The sequence below is a fragment of the Bradyrhizobium sp. UFLA05-89 genome (genome assembly GCF_059803475.1).
This window is the reverse complement of record NZ_JBANBA010000094.1, coordinates 1-18,773: the sequence shown is the minus strand read 5'-3', so window position 1 is coordinate 18,773 and position 18,773 is coordinate 1. Positions and strand designations below refer to the sequence as shown.

Here is an 18,773-nt window from a genome sequence, read left to right as displayed (position 1 = left end):
CTCCGCAATGAGAGAAGGAAGAGAGCAACAAGCTTCGTGAAATCTTCCCGCGGAACGTCTAGGCTCGTTCCATGCGACATCTGCTTCGCCTGATCCCAGCCACTCTCGCCTTCGCGCTCGGCTGCGCCCTGCCCGTTCTTGCCCAGGGCTCGGCATCGGTCGAACTGCGCATCCTCGCGATCAACGACTTCCACGGCAATCTAAGGCCGCCGCCGGGCGGCATCCGCATCGGCGATCCCGAGGACAAGACGAAGAAGGTGACGGTCGCGGCGGGCGGCGCCGAATACATGGCGACGCTGGTCAGGCAGCTTCGCGAGGGCCGCAAGAACACGATCTTCGTCGCGGCCGGAGACCTCATCGGGGCGAGCCCGTTTTTGTCGGCGATGTTTCACGACGAGCCGTCGGTCGAGTCGCTGTCGATGATGGGGCTTGCGATCACCTCGGTCGGCAATCACGAGTTCGACGAGGGAAAGGCCGAGCTGCTCAGGATGCAGAACGGCGGCTGCCATCCGGAGGACGGATGCCAGGGGCCGCATCCCTTCACGGGTGCCAAATTCCATTATCTGGCGGCCTCCACCATCGAGACCGCGACCGGCAAGAGCATCCTGCCGCCCTATGAGATCAGGGAGTTCGACGGCATCCCCGTCGCCTTCATCGGGCTGACGCTCAAGGGCACCGCCGGTATCGTCTCGCCAAAGGGCATTGCCGGGCTCGAATTCCGCGACGAGGCCGAGACGGTGAATGCGCTCGTTCCGCAACTGAGGGCGCGCGGCGTCGAGGCGATCGTGGTCCTGATCCACGAAGGCGGCGAGCCGACCGGCGACTACAATGAATGCCCGGGCATTTCAGGGCCGATCGTCGACATCGTCAAGAAATTCGACCGCGCGGTCGACGTCGTCGTCAGCGGCCACACCCACCGTGCCTATGTCTGCAACATCGACGGCCGGCTCGTCACCAGCGGCGACAAATACGGCACGCTCGTCACGGCGATCGACGTCACGCTCGATTCCGCCACGCGCGACATCGTCAGCGCGAAAGCCGAGAACGTGATCGTCGCGAACGCCTCGCTCGCCAAGGATCCCGATCAGACCGCGCTGATCGAGGCCTACGACAAGCTCGCTTCCCCCATCGCCAACCGTCCGGCGGGATCGGTGACACAGACGCTCTCGCGCGTGCCCAACGACGCCGGCGAGAGCGCGCTCGGTGACGTCATCGCCGATGCGCAATTGGCGGCGACGAAGGATGCGAAGGACGGCGGCGCCCTCATCGCCGTCACCAATCCCGGCGGCATCCGCACCGACATCGTGCCGAAGGAGAACGGCGCGGTGTCCTTTGGCGACGTGTTCGCGAGCCAGCCGTTCCGCAACCGCCTCGTCACCCTGACGCTCACGGGCAGCCAGCTCAAGGAGATGCTGGAGCAGCAATGGCTCGATCCGAAGCGTCCGCGGATCCTCCAGGTGTCGAACGGCTTCAGCTACGTCTGGGACGCCTCGAAGCCGTTCGGTGAGCGCGTGATGGCCGACAAGATGACGCTCGACGGCAAGCCGATGGATCCGGCCTCGAGCTACCGCGTCACCCTCAACGACTATCTCGCCGTCGGCGGCGACGGCTTTACCGCCGCCAAGCAAGGCGCCTCGCCGCAATATGGCGGCTACGATGCAGATGCGCTATTTGCCTTCTTCAGGACGCACGGCCCGATCGGCCCGCTGCCACTGAGCCGCATCCTGCGCGTCAATTGATCCAGATCAAACGGCCCGGAACGGGACCACCTTTGCCATTCCAGGCCAAACGCCTACATTGCGTTTTGCATTGCCTTTTGGCGCCGGATGCGCCAAGCGAGGTCAAAAGCCCGTTCGCAGTGAGCCCGACCTGATGAGCACGCTTCTTCTCTCCCACAAGGCCTGCCTCGACCACGTTACGCCGCAGGGCCATCCTGAGCGGCCGGACCGCCTGCGCGCGGTGGAGGAAGCGCTGTCGCACGAACGCTTCCAGTTCCTGGTACGGGACCAGGCGCCGGAGGGCAATCTCGACCTCGTCACGCTCTGCCACAACGAGCACTACGTCACCGAGCTGCGCCACATCGCGCCGACCAGCGGCCAAGTCTATATCGACGGCGACACCTCGATGTCGCCGGGCACCTGGGAAGCAGTCATGCGCGGGGTCGGCGGCGCCGTCGCCGCCACCGAGGCTGTGATGGCAGGCGAGCATCGCAACGCCTTCGTCGCCGTGCGCCCGCCCGGACATCATGCCGAGATCGGCAAGCCGATGGGCTTCTGCTTCTTCGACAATGTCGCGATCGCGGCGCGCCACGCGCAGCGCAAATACGGGATCAAGCGCGCGGCCATCGTCGATTTCGACGTGCACCACGGCAACGGCACACAGGACATCTTCTGGTCGGATCCGACCGTGATGTACTGCTCGACCCATCAGATGCCGCTGTTTCCAGGCACGGGCGCGCGCTCCGAGCGCGGCGATCACGACACCATCGTCAACGCGCCGCTCGCCTCCGAGGATGGCGGCCCTGAATTCCGCGACGCCTTCGAGAATTTGATCCTCCCGCAGCTCACCAAGTTCAGCCCCGAGCTCCTCATCATCTCCGCGGGGTTCGACGCGCATTACCGCGATCCGCTGGCCTCGCTGAACCTGCGCGGCGAGGACTACGCCTGGGTGACACGGAAGCTGATGGACCTCGCCGACAAGACCGCGGGCGGGCGCGTTGTTTCGGTGCTCGAAGGTGGCTATGACCTGCAAGGACTGAAAGAATCTGTTACGGCGCATGTCGGCGCCCTGATGGGCGCCTGACGACACCCGCCACATTGCGCCCGCAAAATATTGCTTCGTAACCTAGCGAAGGGCGGGCAATCGGATACGGATATGGCCGAAAATACCCAAATCGACGTCACCAGGCTGACCTTTGAGCGCGCGATCGAGGAACTCGAGACGATCGTGAAGCGGCTCGAGGAGGGCAAGGTGCCGCTGGAAGAATCGGTGGCGATCTATGAGCGCGGCGAGGCCTTGAAGCGCCGCTGCGAGGAGCTCTTGCGCCAGGCCGAGGCCCGCGTTGACAAGATCACAACGGACGCCAGCGGCCAGGCGAGCGGCACCGCACCCCTCGACGTTCAGTAGCCATCCTTCCCCCGATACCCCAAGCCATTCAGAACATTCAGGGAATGCGCCCGAAGGCCGCGCAGCCAGGCTGCAAATAGCTCTTGGCCTGTCCCACGGACTGCTATAGTCCCGGGCAGACAATGCGGTCCGGACCAATGGTCCGGACGAATATCGACGGTTTTCGTCGAAAAAAAAGCATGTCAATCGGGGAGAGGCTGGGCTCCTGTCGGGGCCCAAGGCCGGCTTGCGGGATCACAGAGTCAGTGCGCGTTCAGAACCGCCATATCATCTATGTGCAGGGCTACGATCCGCGCGGGCTCGCGCGATATTATCGCATGTTCCGCACCGAGCTGCGCAAGTTCGACCGGCTCTACCAGCTCAAGACCACGATCAGCCGGCCGCAGGATCTGAGCGAAGGCGAGATCGCGTCCTGGAGCATCGAGACCCGCGCTGACGACTGGCAGACCCGCACGGCCTACGATTTCCTGCGCTTTGAGGATTACATCAAGCGCGACCTCGCCCAGCCGATCCGCAAGACCGTCTTCGCCGCGCTCTGGGTCTACTGCCAGCTCGTATTCGGCGGCACCATCGCGCGCTTCGCCAAGGCGAATTGGCGATTCGCGACCTTCGTCAGCTATCCCTATCTGGTGCTGCTCGTGCAAGCGCTGTGCGCGGCCGGCGTCGCATGGTTGTTCCGCAAAGGGCTGGATGCATTCGGCATCCCAGATCCCTTCAGCCTGCTCACGGCCGCCGCACTATTCGTGGCGCTGCTCGGCACCATGCTGAGATACACGGAGGAGAGGACCTATGTGCTCTATCTCCTGCGCGACCACATCTGGACCTGGGAATTCGCCCATCGCCGCCAGCCGGAATGGGACCGGCGCATCGACCGCTTCGCGGAGCATCTGTGCAAGGTCGCGCGCACCACGCGCGCAGAGGAGATCGTGCTGGTCGGCCACTCCTCGGGCTCGTTCCTCGCCATCGAGATCCTGGCGCGCGCGCTCAAGCTTGATCCTGTGCTCGGACAGCGCGGCGCCCGCGTCATGCTGCTCACGGTCGGCGGCAATTGTCCGGTCGTCGGCTATCACGCTGCGGCACAGGATTTCCGCGACCGCTTGCGCGAGCTCGCGGTCGAACCCTCGGTCGAGTGGATCGACTGCCAGGCCCGCAAGGACGTGATGAACTTCTTCCAGTTCGATCCGATCGCGGGCCACGGCATCGACGTCGGCGCGGCACGATGCAATCCCGCCGCCATCGTACCGGTGCGCTTCCGCGAGATCATCGCACCGGAGCACTACAAATTGTTCCGCTGGCAGTTCTTCCGCGTCCATTTCCAGTTCGTGATGGCCAATGAGCGGCCGCACGCCTACGACTTCTTCATGATCGTGTGTGGCCCGGTTCCCTTGCGGGAACGGATGGCCATGCCGGACGCGGCCCTTGCGGTTGCGGTAGGGGACGCCCCGGCCCGCGAGTTTGCCTGGCGGCGGCTGGAGCTGGAAAGTTCCCGTCCCCGCGGTCAAATTTCTGCCGAGGAACTCGGCAAAATGGAACCTCCGGCCCGGAGCCGGGGTTAACCAAACCGGCCCAAGGCTTGCAAGTGCATACCCTGTCCACGGGCCTTACGGGTTGGCTTTGGCGGCAGCTTTGGTGTAAAGCTTCGCGGACTATGGCTATTTGCGAGCCTTTCGTGAGCAAGTATTGCTGACGGCAAGCGCTTCAAATCGCTAATGAAATTGGCTGGGACGGGTGACGCCGAGCTGGGTGACAAAGATCACTGGACTGAACCGGAGCGCACTTAGGCTCACTTAAGCTTGAAGAAGGGGCTTTGCCCCGCGCAGTTGGCTCCGACAGTCAGGGCTCGCGCTGCGCCAATATTATGCATACCCATCTCGCGCCGGACGGTCGTCCGGCCCTTAAAATTGGAAATCGCCGTGAACGCATACAGCAAGACGCCGCTTCTCGACACCATCCGGACGCCGGATGATCTGCGCAAGCTCAAGATCGAGCAGGTCCGCCAGGTTGCCGACGAGCTGCGGCAGGAGACCATCGACGCCGTTTCCGTGACCGGCGGTCATTTCGGAGCGGGCCTCGGCGTCGTCGAGCTCACCACCGCGATCCATTACATCTTCGATACGCCGCGCGACCGGCTGATCTGGGACGTCGGCCACCAGGCCTATCCGCACAAGATCCTGACCGGGCGGCGCGACCGCATCCGCACCTTGCGCACCGGCGGCGGCCTCTCCGGCTTCACCAAGCGCAGCGAGAGCGACTACGATCCGTTCGGCGCGGCGCACTCCTCGACCTCGATCTCGGCCGGCCTCGGCATGGCGGTCGCGCGCGACCTCTCCGGCGGGAAGAACAACGTGATCGCCGTGATCGGCGACGGCGCGATGTCCGCCGGCATGGCCTATGAGGCCATGAACAATGCGGGCGCGATGAACTCCCGCCTGATCGTCATCCTCAACGACAACGACATGTCGATCGCCCCGCCGGTCGGCGCGATGAGCGCGTATCTGTCGCGGCTCTACTCCGGCAAGACCTACCGCACGCTGCGCGAGGCGGCCAAGCAGATCAACAAGCGCCTGCCCAAGATCATTGCCAACCGCGCCAACCGCGTCGAGGAATACTCCCGTGGCTTCATGATGGACGGCGGCACGCTGTTCGAGGAGCTCGGCTTCTATTACGTCGGCCCGATCGACGGCCACAATCTCGACCATCTGCTACCCGTGCTGAAGAACGTGCGCGACATGGAGACCGGCCCGATCCTGGTCCACGTCGTGACCCAGAAGGGCAAGGGCTACGGCCCGGCAGAAGCCTCCGCCGACAAATACCACGCAGTGGTCAAGTTCGACGTCGCGACCGGCACGCAGGTCAAGGCCAAGCCGAATGCGCCGGCCTACCAGAACGTGTTCGGCCAGAGCCTCGTCAAGGAAGCGCAGAAGGACGAGAAGATCGTCGCCATCACCGCGGCGATGCCGTCGGGCACCGGCGTCGACATCTTCAACAAGGCATTCCCCGACCGCACCTTCGACGTCGGCATCGCCGAGCAGCACGCCGTGACGTTTGCCGCAGGCCTCGCCACAGAAGGCTACAAGCCGTTCTGCGCGATCTACTCGACCTTCCTCCAGCGTGGTTACGACCAGGTCGTGCATGACGTCGCGATCCAGAGCCTGCCCGTGCGCTTCGCCATCGATCGCGCCGGCCTCGTCGGCGCCGACGGCGCGACGCATGCGGGCTCGTTCGACAACGCCTATCTCGGCTGCCTGCCGAACATGGTGATCATGGCGGCCGCGGACGAGGCTGAAATGGTGCACATGGTCGCGACCCAGGTCGCGATCAACGACCGTCCGAGCGCTTTGCGCTATCCGCGCGGCGAAGGCCGCGGCGTCGAGATGCCCGAGGTCGGCATTCCCCTCGAGATCGGCAAGGGTCGCGTCGTGCGCCAGGGCAGCAAGATCGCCCTGCTCTCCTTTGGCACCCGCCTTGCGGAGTGCGAGAAGGCGGCCGACGAGCTCGCCGCGCATGGCCTTTCCACCACGATCGCGGATGCGCGCTTCATGAAGCCGCTCGACACCGACCTGGTGCTCAAGCTCGCCCGCGAGCATGAGATCCTGATCACGATCGAGGAAGGCTCGGTCGGCGGCTTCGGCTCGCATGTCGCGCAGTTCCTGACCGACCAGGGCGTTCTCGACAGTGGCGCCGTGCGGTTCCGCACGATGGTGCTGCCCGACGCGTTCCTCGACCATGACACGCCGGCCGCGATGTACGGCCGCGCCGGTCTCGACGCCAAGGGCATCGTCGCCAAGGTATTCGAGGCGCTCGGCAAGGATGTGAAGACCGAGACGGTCAAGCTCGCCTGATTGTTGCGCGGGCACTGCCTCTTACCTCTCCCGCTTGCGGGAGAGGTCGGATCGCGAAGCGATCCGGGTGAGGGCTCTCTCCTCTAGGGGGTTCTCGATTGCGGAATCACCCTCTCCCCAACCCTCCCCCGCAGGCGGGGGAGGGAGCAGAGCACGCGCTGCGGCTCGTACCTTGATCCAGAATTTTTCCGGCTTTGGCTCCATGAAAATCTATCTGGCAGGCCCCGACGTGTTCCTGCCGGATGCGGTTGAGATCGGCCGACGGAAGGCCGCGATCTGCGCGGCGCATGGACTCGTCGGACTCTATCCTCTCGACAACGCAGTCGACCTCGCCGCGCCCGATGCCTCGCGGCGGATCTTCGCCGCCAACGAGGCGATGATGGATGCGGCCGACGCCATCATCGCCAATCTCACTCCCTTCCGCGGCGCCGGGGCCGATCCCGGCACCGTCTACGAGCTCGGCTACATGGCCGGCCACGGCAAGCTGTGCCTCGCCTACTCCAACGATCCCGCCCTCTATGCCGACCGCGTCGGCCGCTTCATGGATATCACCACCGAGGACGGCCGCCTGGTTGATGCGCAAGGACTGACGATCGAGGATTTTGGCCTCGTCGACAATCTCATGATGGTCCACGCGCTGGAGCTGCACGGCTGCCCGCTGGTAACGCCGGCCGAGATACCCATCGACGTCTGGCACGATCTCGCCGCGTTCGAGACTTGCGTCCGGATGGCGGCCGCGCGACTTATCTCTACATAAGCGCTTCAGCCGGTCCCGGAGAGCCTGATGTCCCCTCCCCGCAAGCGCGCGGATGTTCTGCTGGTCGAACGCGGCCTGTTCGAGAGCCGGGCGCGGGCGCGCGCGGCGATCGAGGCCGGGCTCGTCACCGCCAACGACAAGCCCGTCGCAAAGCCCTCCGAGACCATCGCGGAGGACGCAGTGCTTAAGGCCGAGCCGGCGCATCCTTATGTCTCGCGCGGCGGCGTCAAGCTCGCCGGTGCGCTGGAGCGCTATCCCATCGAGATCGAGGACCATGTCTGCCTCGACGTCGGCGCCTCCACCGGCGGCTTCACCGAGGTGCTGCTGGCGAACGGCGCGAGCCTCGTCTTTGCAATCGACGTCGGGCGCGAGCAGTTGCATCCGTCGCTGCGCGGTCATCCCAAGATTGTCTCGATGGAGGAAACCGACATCCGCTCTTACGAAGGCAAGCGCCTGCCGGCGCGGCCCGACATCGTCGTCATCGACGTCAGCTTCATCTCGCTGAAGACGGTGCTGCCGGTGGCGCTGTCGCTGGCGGCGGCGCCGATGAGCCTGCTCGCGCTGATCAAGCCGCAATTCGAGGCCGAGCGGAAGCACAACAAGAAGGGGATCATCCGCGACGCCGCCGTGCATCAGGAGATCTGCGACGACATCGCGGCCTTCGCCGCCTCGCTCGGCTGCACCGACATCGAGGTGTTCCCGTCGCCGATCACGGGCGGCGATGGCAACATCGAATTCTTCCTGGGCGCGCGCCGTGGTTGAGCGTCTGGCAATCGATCACGTCGGCCACCGCGGTGATGGCGTCTGTCTCGATGATCGTGAGGCGATCTACGTGCCCTATGCGCTCGGCGGCGAGACCGTCGAGGTCGAGCATGTTCCGGGCCATCATCCGGACCGCCGCAAGCTGCTCGCGGTCGATGTGGCAAGCCCCGAGCGCATCGCGCCGTTCTGTCCGCATTTCGGCGTCTGCGGCGGCTGCGCGATCCAGCACTGGGCGGCCGCGCCGTACCAAGCCTGGAAGCGCAACATCGTGGTCGAGACGCTGGCACAGGCCGGCGTCGCGTGCGAGGTGGCGCCGCCGGTCGACGCGCATGGCGCGGGCCGGCGGCGGATCACGCTGCATGGCCGGCTCGGCACGCATGAGATCCTGAAGGTGGGCTTTGCCGCAACGAGCTCGCACGACGTCATCCCGATCCATCGTTGTCCGATCCTCGATCCGGCGCTCGAAGGCGCGCTCGACGCGGCCTGGGCAGTCGCCGAGCCGCTGACGTCGAAAATGGCGGTGACCAAGCCGCTCGACATCCAGGTCACCGCGACCGAGAACGGCCTCGACGTCGACGTGCGCGGTTCAGGTCCGCTGCCGGCGGCGATGATCACGGCGCTCTCAGGCGTCGCGGAGCAGCATCGGCTCGCGCGGCTGACGCGGCACGGCGAGCTCGTGCTGCAACGGCTGCCGCCGACGCTGCGCATGGGCCGCGCAGAGGTGACGCTGCCGCCGGGCTCTTTCCTCCAGGCAACCGTGGCCGGCGAAGAGACGCTGGCCGCGCTGGTGAGCGAGCGCGTCGGCAAGGCCAAGGAGATCGCCGATCTCTTCTGCGGCGTCGGTCCATTTGCCCTGAGACTTGCGGAAAAGGCGCGCGTCACGGCCTATGACAGCGACGCCGGCGCCGTCGCAGCGCTCGCGAAAGCTGCGCGCACTCCGGGCCTGAAACCGATCACGTCCGCGCCGCGCGACCTGTTCCGCCGCCCGCTGGTGCCGCAGGAGCTGCGCGAGTTCGACGCCGTCGTGTTCGACCCGCCACGCCAGGGTGCGCAGGCGCAGGCGCTGAAACTCGCCGCAAGCAAGGTGCCGGTCGTGGTCGCCGTATCCTGCAACGTCGCAACCTTCGCCCGCGACGCGCGCCTCCTGATCGACGGCGGCTACAAGCTCGAGACCGTGGTGCCGGTCGACCAGTTTCGCCACACGCCGCATGTCGAGCTGGTGGCGCGGTTCAGCCGGTGACGCGATAAGAGCCGCCTGCCGCCGGATCCTACCTGGCCTCTACGCCGACTGCTCGAATTGCGGCTGCCAGCGCAGCAGGTAGGATTGCAGCGAGCGCACGGCGAGCGCGAGCAAAATTCCGACGAACATCATGACGAAGATGGCGACCATCATCTCGCTGGCGTTGGCGCGTGCCTCGGCTTCGATGATGAGCTTGCCGAGCCCGCGTTCGGCACCGATGAACTCGCCGACGATGACGCCGATCAGCGCAAAAGACACCGCCGGCAGGAGCGAAGCGAACACCCAGGCGAGCGCGGACGGGATCACGACGGTGCGCAGCACGGTGAATTCGCTGGCGCCGAGCAGACGGGCGGCTGCGATCTGGTCGCGATCGACCGCGCGCGTTCCCTCGAATGTGTTGAAGAACACCACGAAGAACACGACGAGCCAGGCAGTCGCGATCTTCGAGAGATCGCCGAGGCCGAAGATCAGGATGACGAGCGGCACCAGTGCGATGCGCGGAATCGAGTTGAGCGCCACGACGTAGGGGCCGAACACGCGGGCCAGGAAATCGGAACGGCCGAGGATCAGACCGGCGGCGATCCCGCTCGCCGATCCGAACAAGAATCCCCACCAGGTGTTCTTCAGCGTGACCAGCGTGGCAAGCCATAAATTATTGTCGTTGCCCCTGATGCAGGCAGCAAAGCCGTCGGCATCGGCAAAGCAGCCAAGCCGCAGGAAGCTCTGCCAGATCAGCGACGGCTTGGCGACGAAATAGGGATCTAGGATTTTTGGCACGTAAGCCTTCGGCAGCAGCGCCTTGCTCCATTCAAAGCCCCACTGCCAGATGACGAGCACAGCGGCGAGAATGGCCAGTTGCCAGAACAGGATCGCAATGCGGCTTTTGGCCATGGTCAGTCAACCCTGGTGCGGCGGAATTCTTCGCCGAGCGAATGCCAGATGTGGGAATAGAGGCGGCCGAATTCGGCGCTCTCGCGCACGGCCACGGGATCGCGCGGCCGCGGGATGGCGACGTCGAAATCCTCCTTGAGCCGCCCGGGCCGCGCCGAGAGCAGGATGATGCGGCTTGCGAGCGTCAGCGCCTCGCCGAGATCGTGCGTCACGAACAACACGGTCTGCCGCTCGCGCTCCCAGATCTCCAGCAGGGTCTTATGCATCTCGAGCTTGGTGTGGGTGTCGAGCGCACCGAACGGTTCGTCCATCAGCAGGATTTCGGGCTCCAGAATCAGCGTCCGCATCAAGGCGACGCGCTGGCGCATGCCGCCGGACAGCATGCGCGGAAAGCTCTGCGCAAAACCTGTGAGCCCGGCCTTCTCGACCGCCGAAGCCACGCGCCGGGCACGCTCGGTCTTGGGCAACCCCGCGATCTCCAACCCGTAGCCGATGTTCTGCTCCACGGTCCGCCAGGGAAAGAGCGTGTCGCGCTGGAAGACATAGCCGACCCTGGGGTTGACCTTGCCGGTCTCGACAGTGTCGTCGTTGATGAGGATGCGTCCGCCCGAGCGCGGCAACAGTCCCGCGACCATGTTAAGGATAGTGCTCTTGCCGCAGCCGGATGGGCCGAGCAGTGCTACGAATTCGCCCTGCCTGACCTCGAACGACACATCATCGACCGCCACGAACTCGCGACCGGACGCGCTGAAGCGTTTGGCGAGACCCTGCACGGCGATGCGCGTACGCGCCCCTGCCCTATCATCGTCGTCTCTCGCGCGCGCGAGGCCCGGGCTGGGTGCGGCCATCATTTGTATTTCGCCCTGGCTGACTCAAGGAAGCTCATATCGACGACATCCGCGTACTTGGTCTCGGGAATGTCGGTACCCTTGCGGTACCAGGGCTTGGCGCCGCGCTCGAACGAGGTCTTGTCGATGCTGCCGTCATAGGCCCAGGTCGACTTGTCGAAGCCGAGCTCGGCGCTGATTGCATCGGGGTCGATGCCGGAGAAATATTTCGGCGTGACCAGCGCCTGCACATCCGCGAGCGGCGTCGCCTTCACGAAGGCCATCGCGCGGTAGACCGCGTTGACATAGGCCTGCACCATCGCCTTGTCCTGCTCGACCGTGTCCTGGAGCGTATAGATCACGAGCACGGGCAGCGTGCCGCCGAAATCTTTCTCGAACACGCCGGGCTTCGACGTGTCGTAGATGGTCCTGCCAAAACCCTTCTTCTCGACCTCGACGATCCAGCTCGGCGGCGCCATGATGGCGTCGAACTGCTTGGTCTGGAGCGAGGGGAACATCGTGTTGGGTCCGCCGCCCGCAACCCAGTTGACCCTGTCGCCGAGTCCGCGCGCCTCGAACACGTAGGTGCCGAACACCCAGGTGCCCGAGCCGATCGCGGTGGCGGCGACGATCGGCTTGGCGCCGTCCGCGCGCTTGTAGTCCGCGAGCTTTTCGACCGAGTTGATGCCACTCTCGTAGAGGTCCTGCCGGACCATGATGTTGGCGTAGGAACACACCATCTCGGTCGCGAGCAGGATCTTGCAGGGTTTGCCGCGCGCGCTGAGCTGAAGCGGATGGCTGGCATCGCCATGCGCGAACAGCGCCTGTCCCGCCGCCAGCGTCTGGCGGCCGAACGTGCCGGCGTTGCCGGTCACGAGCTTCGAATCGAGCCCTTCGTCTCTGAAGTACCCCTTCAGCTCCGCGATCATGCCGATGGCGTAGACCGGCGATACCGGTCCGAACGCGAGCGAGACCTGCTTGCCCTCCGCGCGCAATCGTCCCGGCAGCAGCGATGCGCCGGCCAATGCGGAGCCCGCGATCAGCGCCTGGCGCCTGGTAATGGTCATGTGCTCCTCCCTGTGTTCTCTTTGATCGCGCCAAGCGTCAGGACGGCGCGGCTTTGATCGTCCCTGCTTGTCGCAGCGCTTCGATTTCGTTCGGGGAAAGGCCGATCTCGCTCAGGATCTCGCTCGTCTGCTCGCCGATCTGGGGCGGATCGTAACGGTTGGGCAGGCGCCGGCCGTCCATGGAGATCGGCAACAGCGGCGTCTTTGCCTCGCCGCCGTCAGGCAAGTGAATGTCGGTCAGCCCACCCGACTGGTTGAGATGCGGGTCATCGAAGAGATCGCCGGGCTTGTTCACCGGCGCGTAGGGCAGATCGAGCTGCTCGAGGCGCGCGGCGAGATCGGCCTTGTCCCATTGCTTGAAGATCTTCGCGATCTCCGGGATCAGCCAGCCGCGATGGTCGACACGATCGTTGCTCGTCGCAAAGCGCGGATCGGCAAGCCAGGCTTCGCAATCGAAGGCGCGGCAGAACGCCTCCCATTGCTCTTCGCCGACGATGGTGACGAACAGTTTTGAGCCGTCTTTGGTGTCGAAGAGGTCGTAGACCGGCCACGGGCTGTCCTTGATCGAATAGGGGATCGACGGCTGGCCGCTGACCACCTCGCACATCATGGCCTGCGCCATCAGGAACACGTTGTTCTCGTACAATGCGCTCTGGATGTAACGACCGCGGCCGGTGCGCTGCCGCTCGGCGAGCGCCGCCTGGATCGCGATCACGCCGAACATACCGCCCATGATGTCGTTGACCGAGGCGCCGGCGCGCATCGGCCGGTCCGGCAGGCCGGTCATGTAGGCAAGGCCGCCCATCATCTGCACGACCTCGTCGAGGGCGAGGCGGTTTTCGTAAGGGCCGGGAAGATAGCCTTTGAGCGAGCAATAGATCAGGCGGGGCGCAAACGCGGCGACGCTCTCGTAGTCGAGGCCGATGCGCTTCAACAGGCCCGGCCGGAAATTCTCGATCAGGACATCGCTGCTCTCGATCAGCTTGCGCGCGATGTTCTGGCCTTCCGCGGTCGACGTGTCCAGCGCGATGCTGCGCTTGTTGCGACTGTAGGTGGCGAAGAAGCCGGCGGCGGGGCCCTTGAAATAGCGGGTGCGGTCGCCCTTGGGCGGCTCGACCTTGATCACGTCGGCGCCGAGATCGGCGAGGATCAGCCCGCAGCTCGGCCCCATCACCATCTGGCTGAACTCGATGACGCGAACGCCGGCCAGCGGACGAAGCTCCGGTGCGGTCTCGCGCATAGAAACCGTCATGCCGCCCTCCGCAGCACCTTGGGGATGCCCGCCTCGTGCAGATGCCCCGTCAGATGTTTCGCCGGGATATGGCGGGCGAGAATCTCGCGCGTTTGCATCAGGCGATCGAGGTCGATGCCGGTGGAAAGGCCCATCCGCTCCAGCATGAACACGAGATCCTCGGTGACGATGTTGCCGCGCGCGCCCGGGGCAAAGGGGCAGCCACCGAGCCCGGATACCGCCGCATCGAAACGGCGAATCCCCGCCTCGAGGCCTGCGACGGCATTGGCAAGGCCGGCACCGAGCGTGTCGTGCAGATGCAGCCGCAGCGTCATCTGCGATCCGACCTCGCGCCTGACAGCTTCGACGATCTGCCTGATCAATTTGGGGGTCGCGTAGCCGACGGTATCGGCAAGCCCGATCTCGTCGGCGCGGGCTTCGGCAAAGGCGCGCGCGACCCGGCACACGGCCGCTTCGCTGACCTCGCCTTCCAGGGAGCAGCCGAAGGAGGTGGAGATCGCGCCCATCAGTTGCGGCCGCTGGTCCACCGGCCGGGCATCGACCGCGGCTCGGACCGCGCGAAATCCCTCGAGCTGCTCTTCGACCGAGCGGCGCACATTGGCGCGATTGTGCGTCTCACTTGCCGAGATGACGAAATAGACGGCGTTGACGCCGGCGGAGATGGCGCGCTCGGCGCCCTTCGGATTTGGCACCAGCGCGCCGATGGTCGCCGTGTTGTGCGTGAGCGCATGCGCCATCACCGCATCGACGTCGGCGAATTGCGGCACGACCTTTGGCGGCACGAAGGATCCGGCATCGATCTCGCGCACACCGGCGGCAACGATCGTGTCGATCAGCGTGCATTTGGCTTCGGTGGGAACGAAGATGTCGAGATTCTGCAGGCCATCGCGGGGAGCGACCTCGCAAATATGGACATCCGGCGCGCGCGCCATCGGGCTCTCCCTGCTTGATTGTATATTGTTGCATAAAAGAACAATCCATGGGACAGTCTGTCAAGCCTAAACCTTGCGTGCGCTGCAATGACCACGTCCGATAGTTCCCGACTGCGCGCCACCAGGAACGGCGGTTCCGAGCGCGCCGAGCACCTCGCCGGCCTGATCATGGCGCTCGCCCGGCGCGAAGGCATGAAGGCCGGCGATCGCTTGATCGAACAAAGACTTGCGGATGCGCTGGACCTTTCGCGCGCGCCGATCCGGCTTGGCCTCAAGGCTCTTGAGGCGGCAGGGCTGGCGCGCGGTGAGCCGCATCGCGGCTTCGTGCTGGCGAAGAATCCGACCAGCGGCGCAGCCCAACCGGCCCTCGCGGCAGTCAGGCGCAGCGAACACGTCTATGCGACGATTGCGGGCGACGTGCTCGCGAGCCGGCTGCCGGCTGATGTCACCGAGGCGGAGCTGATGCGCCGTTATGATCTGAGCCGGGCCGAGCTGCAGCGGCTGCTCGACCGTATCGCGGCCGAGGGCTGGATCGCGCGCCTGCCGGGCTATGGCTGGCGCTTTGCGGAGACGATCTCCAGCCCCGAAGCACAGGCCAAGGCGATGGCGTTTCGCGCGGTGATCGAGCCCGCGGCGATCGCGCAGCCCCACTTCATGCTACCTCAGGAGGTGATCGCACGGTTGCGCGAGCGTCAGCTGCGCGTCCTGGAAGGTGAGCTCGAGAAGATGACGATCGGCGAAATCTATCACTCCGGCTGCGAGTTTCATGAAGAGATCATCCGCGGAGCCGGTAATCCGTTCTTCATCGAAGCGCTCAAGCGTGTGAACTCGATCAGGCGCCTGTTCGCCTATCGCAGCTTCGCCGACCGCGACGGCATGCGCCGGCACGTGCGTGAGCATTTGCGCCTGCTCGACCTCCTGGAAGCGCGGCGCTATGCCGAGGCAGCGGAGCTGATGGCAAGACACCTGCAACGCCCGCTGGTGGCCGGCTTGTCTTGAGACCTGGGCGACGTGGCCGCTGGTTCTCCCGCAATTGCGACAAAAATGTCGCACGCTCAGAAAAAATCGGTCCTTGCTTTGAAACTGGCCGGTCTGCCCGCCCCAGCCAGTCCAGAATCTGCTAATGTCCGCAATTATTACCTGTTTCTTTTTCATACGGAACGACTCAAGTGATCATTGAAATCGCTTGTTCTGTCATTTGCATCGTCGCGATGCGGGCTATCTCGAAGACATACAGGCGGCGACGAGACGTACTTTATGGCCGGTATATGACCCCGGCCGATTAAGTCGGCTTCGTCGTCAGCTTCCCCAATTCGAGGCGAAACGTCCCGCCAACGGGAACGGCTGCGCTCATCGATGGCACATGTGATTGCCACCCAAAAGAATGCGCCTGCCACCTGAATTGGCAGATAGGAAAATCCGCCTACCGGCGACTACTCTGGCAAGACATACCGCCGGAGCATTGCCATGTCGGCTCAAATTATTCAGTTCAGCAAATATCAGCGATCCCGTGAACTCGCTCGGATGCACAGCGACATCGAAAGGAGCCTGACCAAGCTAAGCGCAATGGCCGCCCAGGTGTTCAACGCATTGCGAGACGATGCAGCCGCCGGCCCCTCTGAGTTGAGCGCTCGACAGCAAACACATCCCATTGAACCAGGGCTTGACCGCCCGCCGCTTCCGTCATCTGACCTCCAGCGCGACCTTGATCCGTACGCAAGCGGGCTGCGATGGCTCAATGGACAAGACGACAATTCCTGATTGTCCGGGAATGGGATCGCTGGATCGCGAGGCAACGATTGCCGCGCTATCGATCCGCGCGCAAAAAAACTCTCGAATTCTTCCTCGAACTTCAAAGTGCCAAGTCGCCCCTCCTGGATTTCAATCCGCGCGGACGCGACAAATGGGCGATCGTGCATCATTGGTTGGTAATTGCGGGGCGGGTGCCCGACGGTAGGCCGCGCCCGAAATAGGCAGCGGTTCCCGTCGGGCTCGCGGAGAGGTGTGCGCCGACACGTTGAACCAGCTGCGCACCGGATTGACCCACTTAGAGGACCCGCGGATTTCCGAGAGCCTCGCTCTCATCACGGCCGATGGCTCGTGCGCGGTCCGGCAAAGCACAACTGCTGGTAAATGCCCGACACCGCATGGAGGCTGTCATGGAAGTCGATACCGACAGGTTGAATGCTTTTATGGGCAAGATGGTCACCGAGCTGGGCGCGGCGATGAATGCATCGCTGGTCCTGCTGGGCGACAAGCTCGGCCTCTACCGCACCCTCGCCGCCAAGGGGCCGATGAACTCCACCGAACTCGCGAGCGCGACCGGAACGAAGGAGCGCTATATCCGCGAGTGGCTGGCGAGCCAGGCGGCCTCCGGTTACATCGAATACGATTCCGCGAGCGGAAAATTCTCGATGCAGCCGGAGCAGGCGATGGCGCTGGCCGACGCGGACAGCCCGGTGTTCCTAGGCGCATTCGGCGATGTCGTCGCGGCGACGTTCCTCGACGAGCCGAAGGTTACGGACGCCTTCAAGACCGGCAAGGGTGTCGGCTGGAACCGGCGCAGCGAATGCCTGTTCTGCGGCACCGCCCGCTTCTTCCGTACCGGCTACAGGCATCATCTGGTCCAGGAGTGGCTGCCCGCGCTCGAGGGCGTGGTGGAAAAACTCAAGCGCGGCGCCAAGGTCGCCGATGTCGGCTGCGGGCACGGCGTCTCGACACGGCTGATGGCGGAAGCCTTCCCGAACTCCCGCTTCTACGGTTTTGACTATCACGAAGGCTCGATCGAAGCTGCGCGCCGGTCGGCCGCAGAAGCCAAGCTCGGAGACCGCGTCAGCTTCGCCGTTCATTCGGCCAAGACCTATCCGGCCGAAGGCTATGATCTCGTCTGCTTCTTCGACTGCCTGCACGACATGGGCGATCCCGTCGGCGCCATCAGCCACGTGCGCGAGTCCATGGCGAACGACGGCACCTGCATGCTGGTCGAGCCGTTCGCCAATGATCGCCTCGAAGACAACCTCAATCCGGTGGGGCGCGTCTATTACGCGGCATCGACCATGATCTGCACACCGGCATCGCTCGATCAGGAGGTCGGCATGGCGCTCGGTGCTCAGGCCGGCGAGGCAAGGCTGCGCAAGGTCGCGCGCGAGGGCGGCTTGAGCCGCTTCCGTCGTGCCGCCGAGACGCCCTTCAACCTGATCCTGGAGGCGCGGATCTGACGTCGATCATGCCGGGCTCGGGTCTGCGCGCGACGTAGCCGACGCGCAGGCCCGGCACGAAACCGCAACGCTCGTAGAAACGATGCACGCGCGCGTCCTCGCGGCCGCTTTGCATGAGCACGTGGTGGCAATCCCTGGTCCACGCCGCCTCCAGCGCCGCGGCGACGACGGCACGCCCGTGTCCGCGCCCCTGAAATTCCGGGTGTGTCGCGACATTCTCGAGAAAGCCGTGCCCGGCGGCCGCCGCGCAGCAGGTTGGGCGCGGTGATGAGCATGCAGGTCGCGACGATTTGGCCGTCGGTGTCCGACACGAACACGGCGAGGTCGTCGCGCGACAGGGTCTGCCGCCAGATATCTTGGGCCCGTTCCTGCGGCTCGGCCGCGGCGCTGACCTCCGAGACGCGAAAGAGCTCGAGCAGGCCGGCGAGATCAGCGCTTTCCGCAAGTCTGGCGTTCGCCATCCCATTCATCTCCTTTTGACGTCGCGCCAGTTTCTCCGGCGGTCGAGCCGTTGGCAATCCGGACGTTGATGTTGGTCAACCGCAGCGCCATGCAATCGCGAGCTTCACATCTTCCCCGGCTGCGCAGTCGAAGACCTCGCACTCGCGGCCTCCCTGCTCGGCTTCAAGGCGAACGTGGCGATTGGCGGCGACAGCATCGCGATCGCGCTGGAGACGGCACCGGCGGAGAAATCCGCGCTGGCGGATGCCGTTACGGCGATGCAATGCACCCGCGCGACGTTCGACGGCAAGCCGGTCGCGCCGCGAGATGACGATTCATTCTAGCACTACTTTGGCAGAATCGGTCTGCGCCAGTGTTTTTCAAGGAGTCGTTTTCGGCAGTGTGGACACCGTTGAGA

At 64.8% G+C, this 18,773-nt stretch carries 18 protein-coding genes; 12 read left to right on the top strand and 6 right to left on the bottom strand.

Going from position 1 to position 18,773, the window contains the following annotated elements:
- The first annotated feature begins 71 nt into the window (after positions 1-71).
- The 8 genes from SO139_RS34290 to SO139_RS34255 all read left to right on the top strand — a co-directional run bounded on the left by SO139_RS34290 (position 72) and on the right by SO139_RS34255 (position 9,727).
- Entirely contained in the window at positions 72-1,739 is a 1,668-nt protein-coding gene (locus tag SO139_RS34290) for a bifunctional metallophosphatase/5'-nucleotidase (RefSeq protein WP_449380193.1), read from the top strand.
- Positions 1,740-1,872: 133 nt separating this feature from the next.
- A complete protein-coding gene (locus SO139_RS34285) occupies positions 1,873-2,802 on the top strand; it encodes a histone deacetylase family protein (RefSeq protein ID WP_027526546.1) in 930 nt (309 codons plus the stop codon).
- A gap of 72 nt (positions 2,803-2,874) precedes the next feature.
- Entirely contained in the window at positions 2,875-3,126 is a 252-nt protein-coding gene (locus SO139_RS34280) for an exodeoxyribonuclease VII small subunit (protein WP_027526545.1), read from the top strand.
- Between the two features lie 245 nt (positions 3,127-3,371).
- Positions 3,372-4,682 (top strand): hypothetical protein, encoded by a 1,311-nt coding sequence (locus SO139_RS34275; protein WP_498541396.1) that lies wholly within the window; start codon positions 3,372-3,374, stop codon positions 4,680-4,682.
- Positions 4,683-5,039: 357 nt separating this feature from the next.
- Positions 5,040-6,968, top strand: a complete 1,929-nt coding sequence (gene dxs, locus SO139_RS34270; RefSeq protein ID WP_449380191.1) for a 1-deoxy-D-xylulose-5-phosphate synthase — start codon at positions 5,040-5,042, stop codon at positions 6,966-6,968.
- A 202-nt stretch (positions 6,969-7,170) separates the two neighbouring features.
- A complete protein-coding gene (locus tag SO139_RS34265; RefSeq protein WP_449380190.1) occupies positions 7,171-7,725 on the top strand; it encodes a nucleoside 2-deoxyribosyltransferase in 555 nt (184 codons plus the stop codon).
- 27 nt (positions 7,726-7,752) lie between these two features.
- On the top strand, positions 7,753-8,487 hold the full coding sequence (locus SO139_RS34260) for a TlyA family RNA methyltransferase (RefSeq protein WP_498541395.1): 735 nt from the start codon (positions 7,753-7,755) through the stop codon (positions 8,485-8,487).
- Positions 8,480-9,727: a class I SAM-dependent RNA methyltransferase gene (locus SO139_RS34255; protein ID WP_449380188.1), complete on the top strand. Its 1,248-nt coding sequence runs from the start codon at positions 8,480-8,482 to the stop codon at positions 9,725-9,727. Before SO139_RS34260 ends, SO139_RS34255 begins: the two co-directional genes overlap by 8 nt.
- Before the next feature lie 39 nt (positions 9,728-9,766).
- Here the strand turns inward: SO139_RS34255 and SO139_RS34250 are convergent, their stop codons facing one another.
- From SO139_RS34250 to SO139_RS34230, 5 genes are read right to left on the bottom strand one after another with little or no spacing between them, the layout of a single operon-like run.
- Positions 9,767-10,618, bottom strand: a complete 852-nt coding sequence (locus tag SO139_RS34250) for an ABC transporter permease (RefSeq protein ID WP_449380187.1) — start codon at positions 10,616-10,618, stop codon at positions 9,767-9,769.
- A gap of 2 nt (positions 10,619-10,620) precedes the next feature.
- Positions 10,621-11,469, bottom strand: a complete 849-nt coding sequence (locus SO139_RS34245; RefSeq protein WP_449380186.1) for an ABC transporter ATP-binding protein — start codon at positions 11,467-11,469, stop codon at positions 10,621-10,623.
- Positions 11,466-12,512, bottom strand: a complete 1,047-nt coding sequence (locus tag SO139_RS34240) for an ABC transporter substrate-binding protein (RefSeq protein ID WP_449380185.1) — start codon at positions 12,510-12,512, stop codon at positions 11,466-11,468. The genes SO139_RS34245 and SO139_RS34240 overlap by 4 nt, the downstream gene beginning before the upstream one ends.
- A 37-nt stretch (positions 12,513-12,549) precedes the next feature.
- Complete coding sequence (locus SO139_RS34235; protein ID WP_449380184.1) at positions 12,550-13,764, bottom strand: CaiB/BaiF CoA transferase family protein; 1,215 nt, start codon at positions 13,762-13,764, stop codon at positions 12,550-12,552.
- Positions 13,761-14,696 carry a hydroxymethylglutaryl-CoA lyase gene (locus tag SO139_RS34230; RefSeq protein WP_449380183.1) on the bottom strand — a complete coding sequence of 312 codons (936 nt, stop codon included), beginning with the start codon at positions 14,694-14,696 and terminating at the stop codon, positions 13,761-13,763. The genes SO139_RS34235 and SO139_RS34230 overlap by 4 nt, the downstream gene beginning before the upstream one ends.
- Before the next feature lie 87 nt (positions 14,697-14,783).
- Between SO139_RS34230 and SO139_RS34225 the strand changes: the two genes are divergently transcribed.
- The 3 genes from SO139_RS34225 to SO139_RS34215 all read left to right on the top strand — a co-directional run bounded on the left by SO139_RS34225 (position 14,784) and on the right by SO139_RS34215 (position 17,914).
- On the top strand, positions 14,784-15,695 hold the full coding sequence (locus SO139_RS34225) for a GntR family transcriptional regulator (protein ID WP_498541394.1): 912 nt from the start codon (positions 14,784-14,786) through the stop codon (positions 15,693-15,695).
- A gap of 468 nt (positions 15,696-16,163) precedes the next feature.
- Complete coding sequence (locus SO139_RS34220) at positions 16,164-16,457, top strand: hypothetical protein (RefSeq protein WP_449380181.1); 294 nt, start codon at positions 16,164-16,166, stop codon at positions 16,455-16,457.
- A gap of 398 nt (positions 16,458-16,855) precedes the next feature.
- A complete protein-coding gene (locus tag SO139_RS34215; RefSeq protein WP_449380180.1) occupies positions 16,856-17,914 on the top strand; it encodes a class I SAM-dependent methyltransferase in 1,059 nt (352 codons plus the stop codon).
- Here the strand turns inward: SO139_RS34215 and SO139_RS34210 are convergent.
- Positions 17,886-18,380, bottom strand: a complete 495-nt coding sequence (locus SO139_RS34210) for a GNAT family N-acetyltransferase (RefSeq protein WP_498541393.1) — start codon at positions 18,378-18,380, stop codon at positions 17,886-17,888. The genes SO139_RS34215 and SO139_RS34210 overlap by 29 nt on opposite strands.
- A 169-nt stretch (positions 18,381-18,549) precedes the next feature.
- Between SO139_RS34210 and SO139_RS34205 the strand changes: the two genes are divergently transcribed.
- A complete protein-coding gene (locus SO139_RS34205) occupies positions 18,550-18,699 on the top strand; it encodes a hypothetical protein (protein ID WP_449380178.1) in 150 nt (49 codons plus the stop codon).
- The last annotated feature ends 74 nt before the right edge of the window (positions 18,700-18,773 follow it).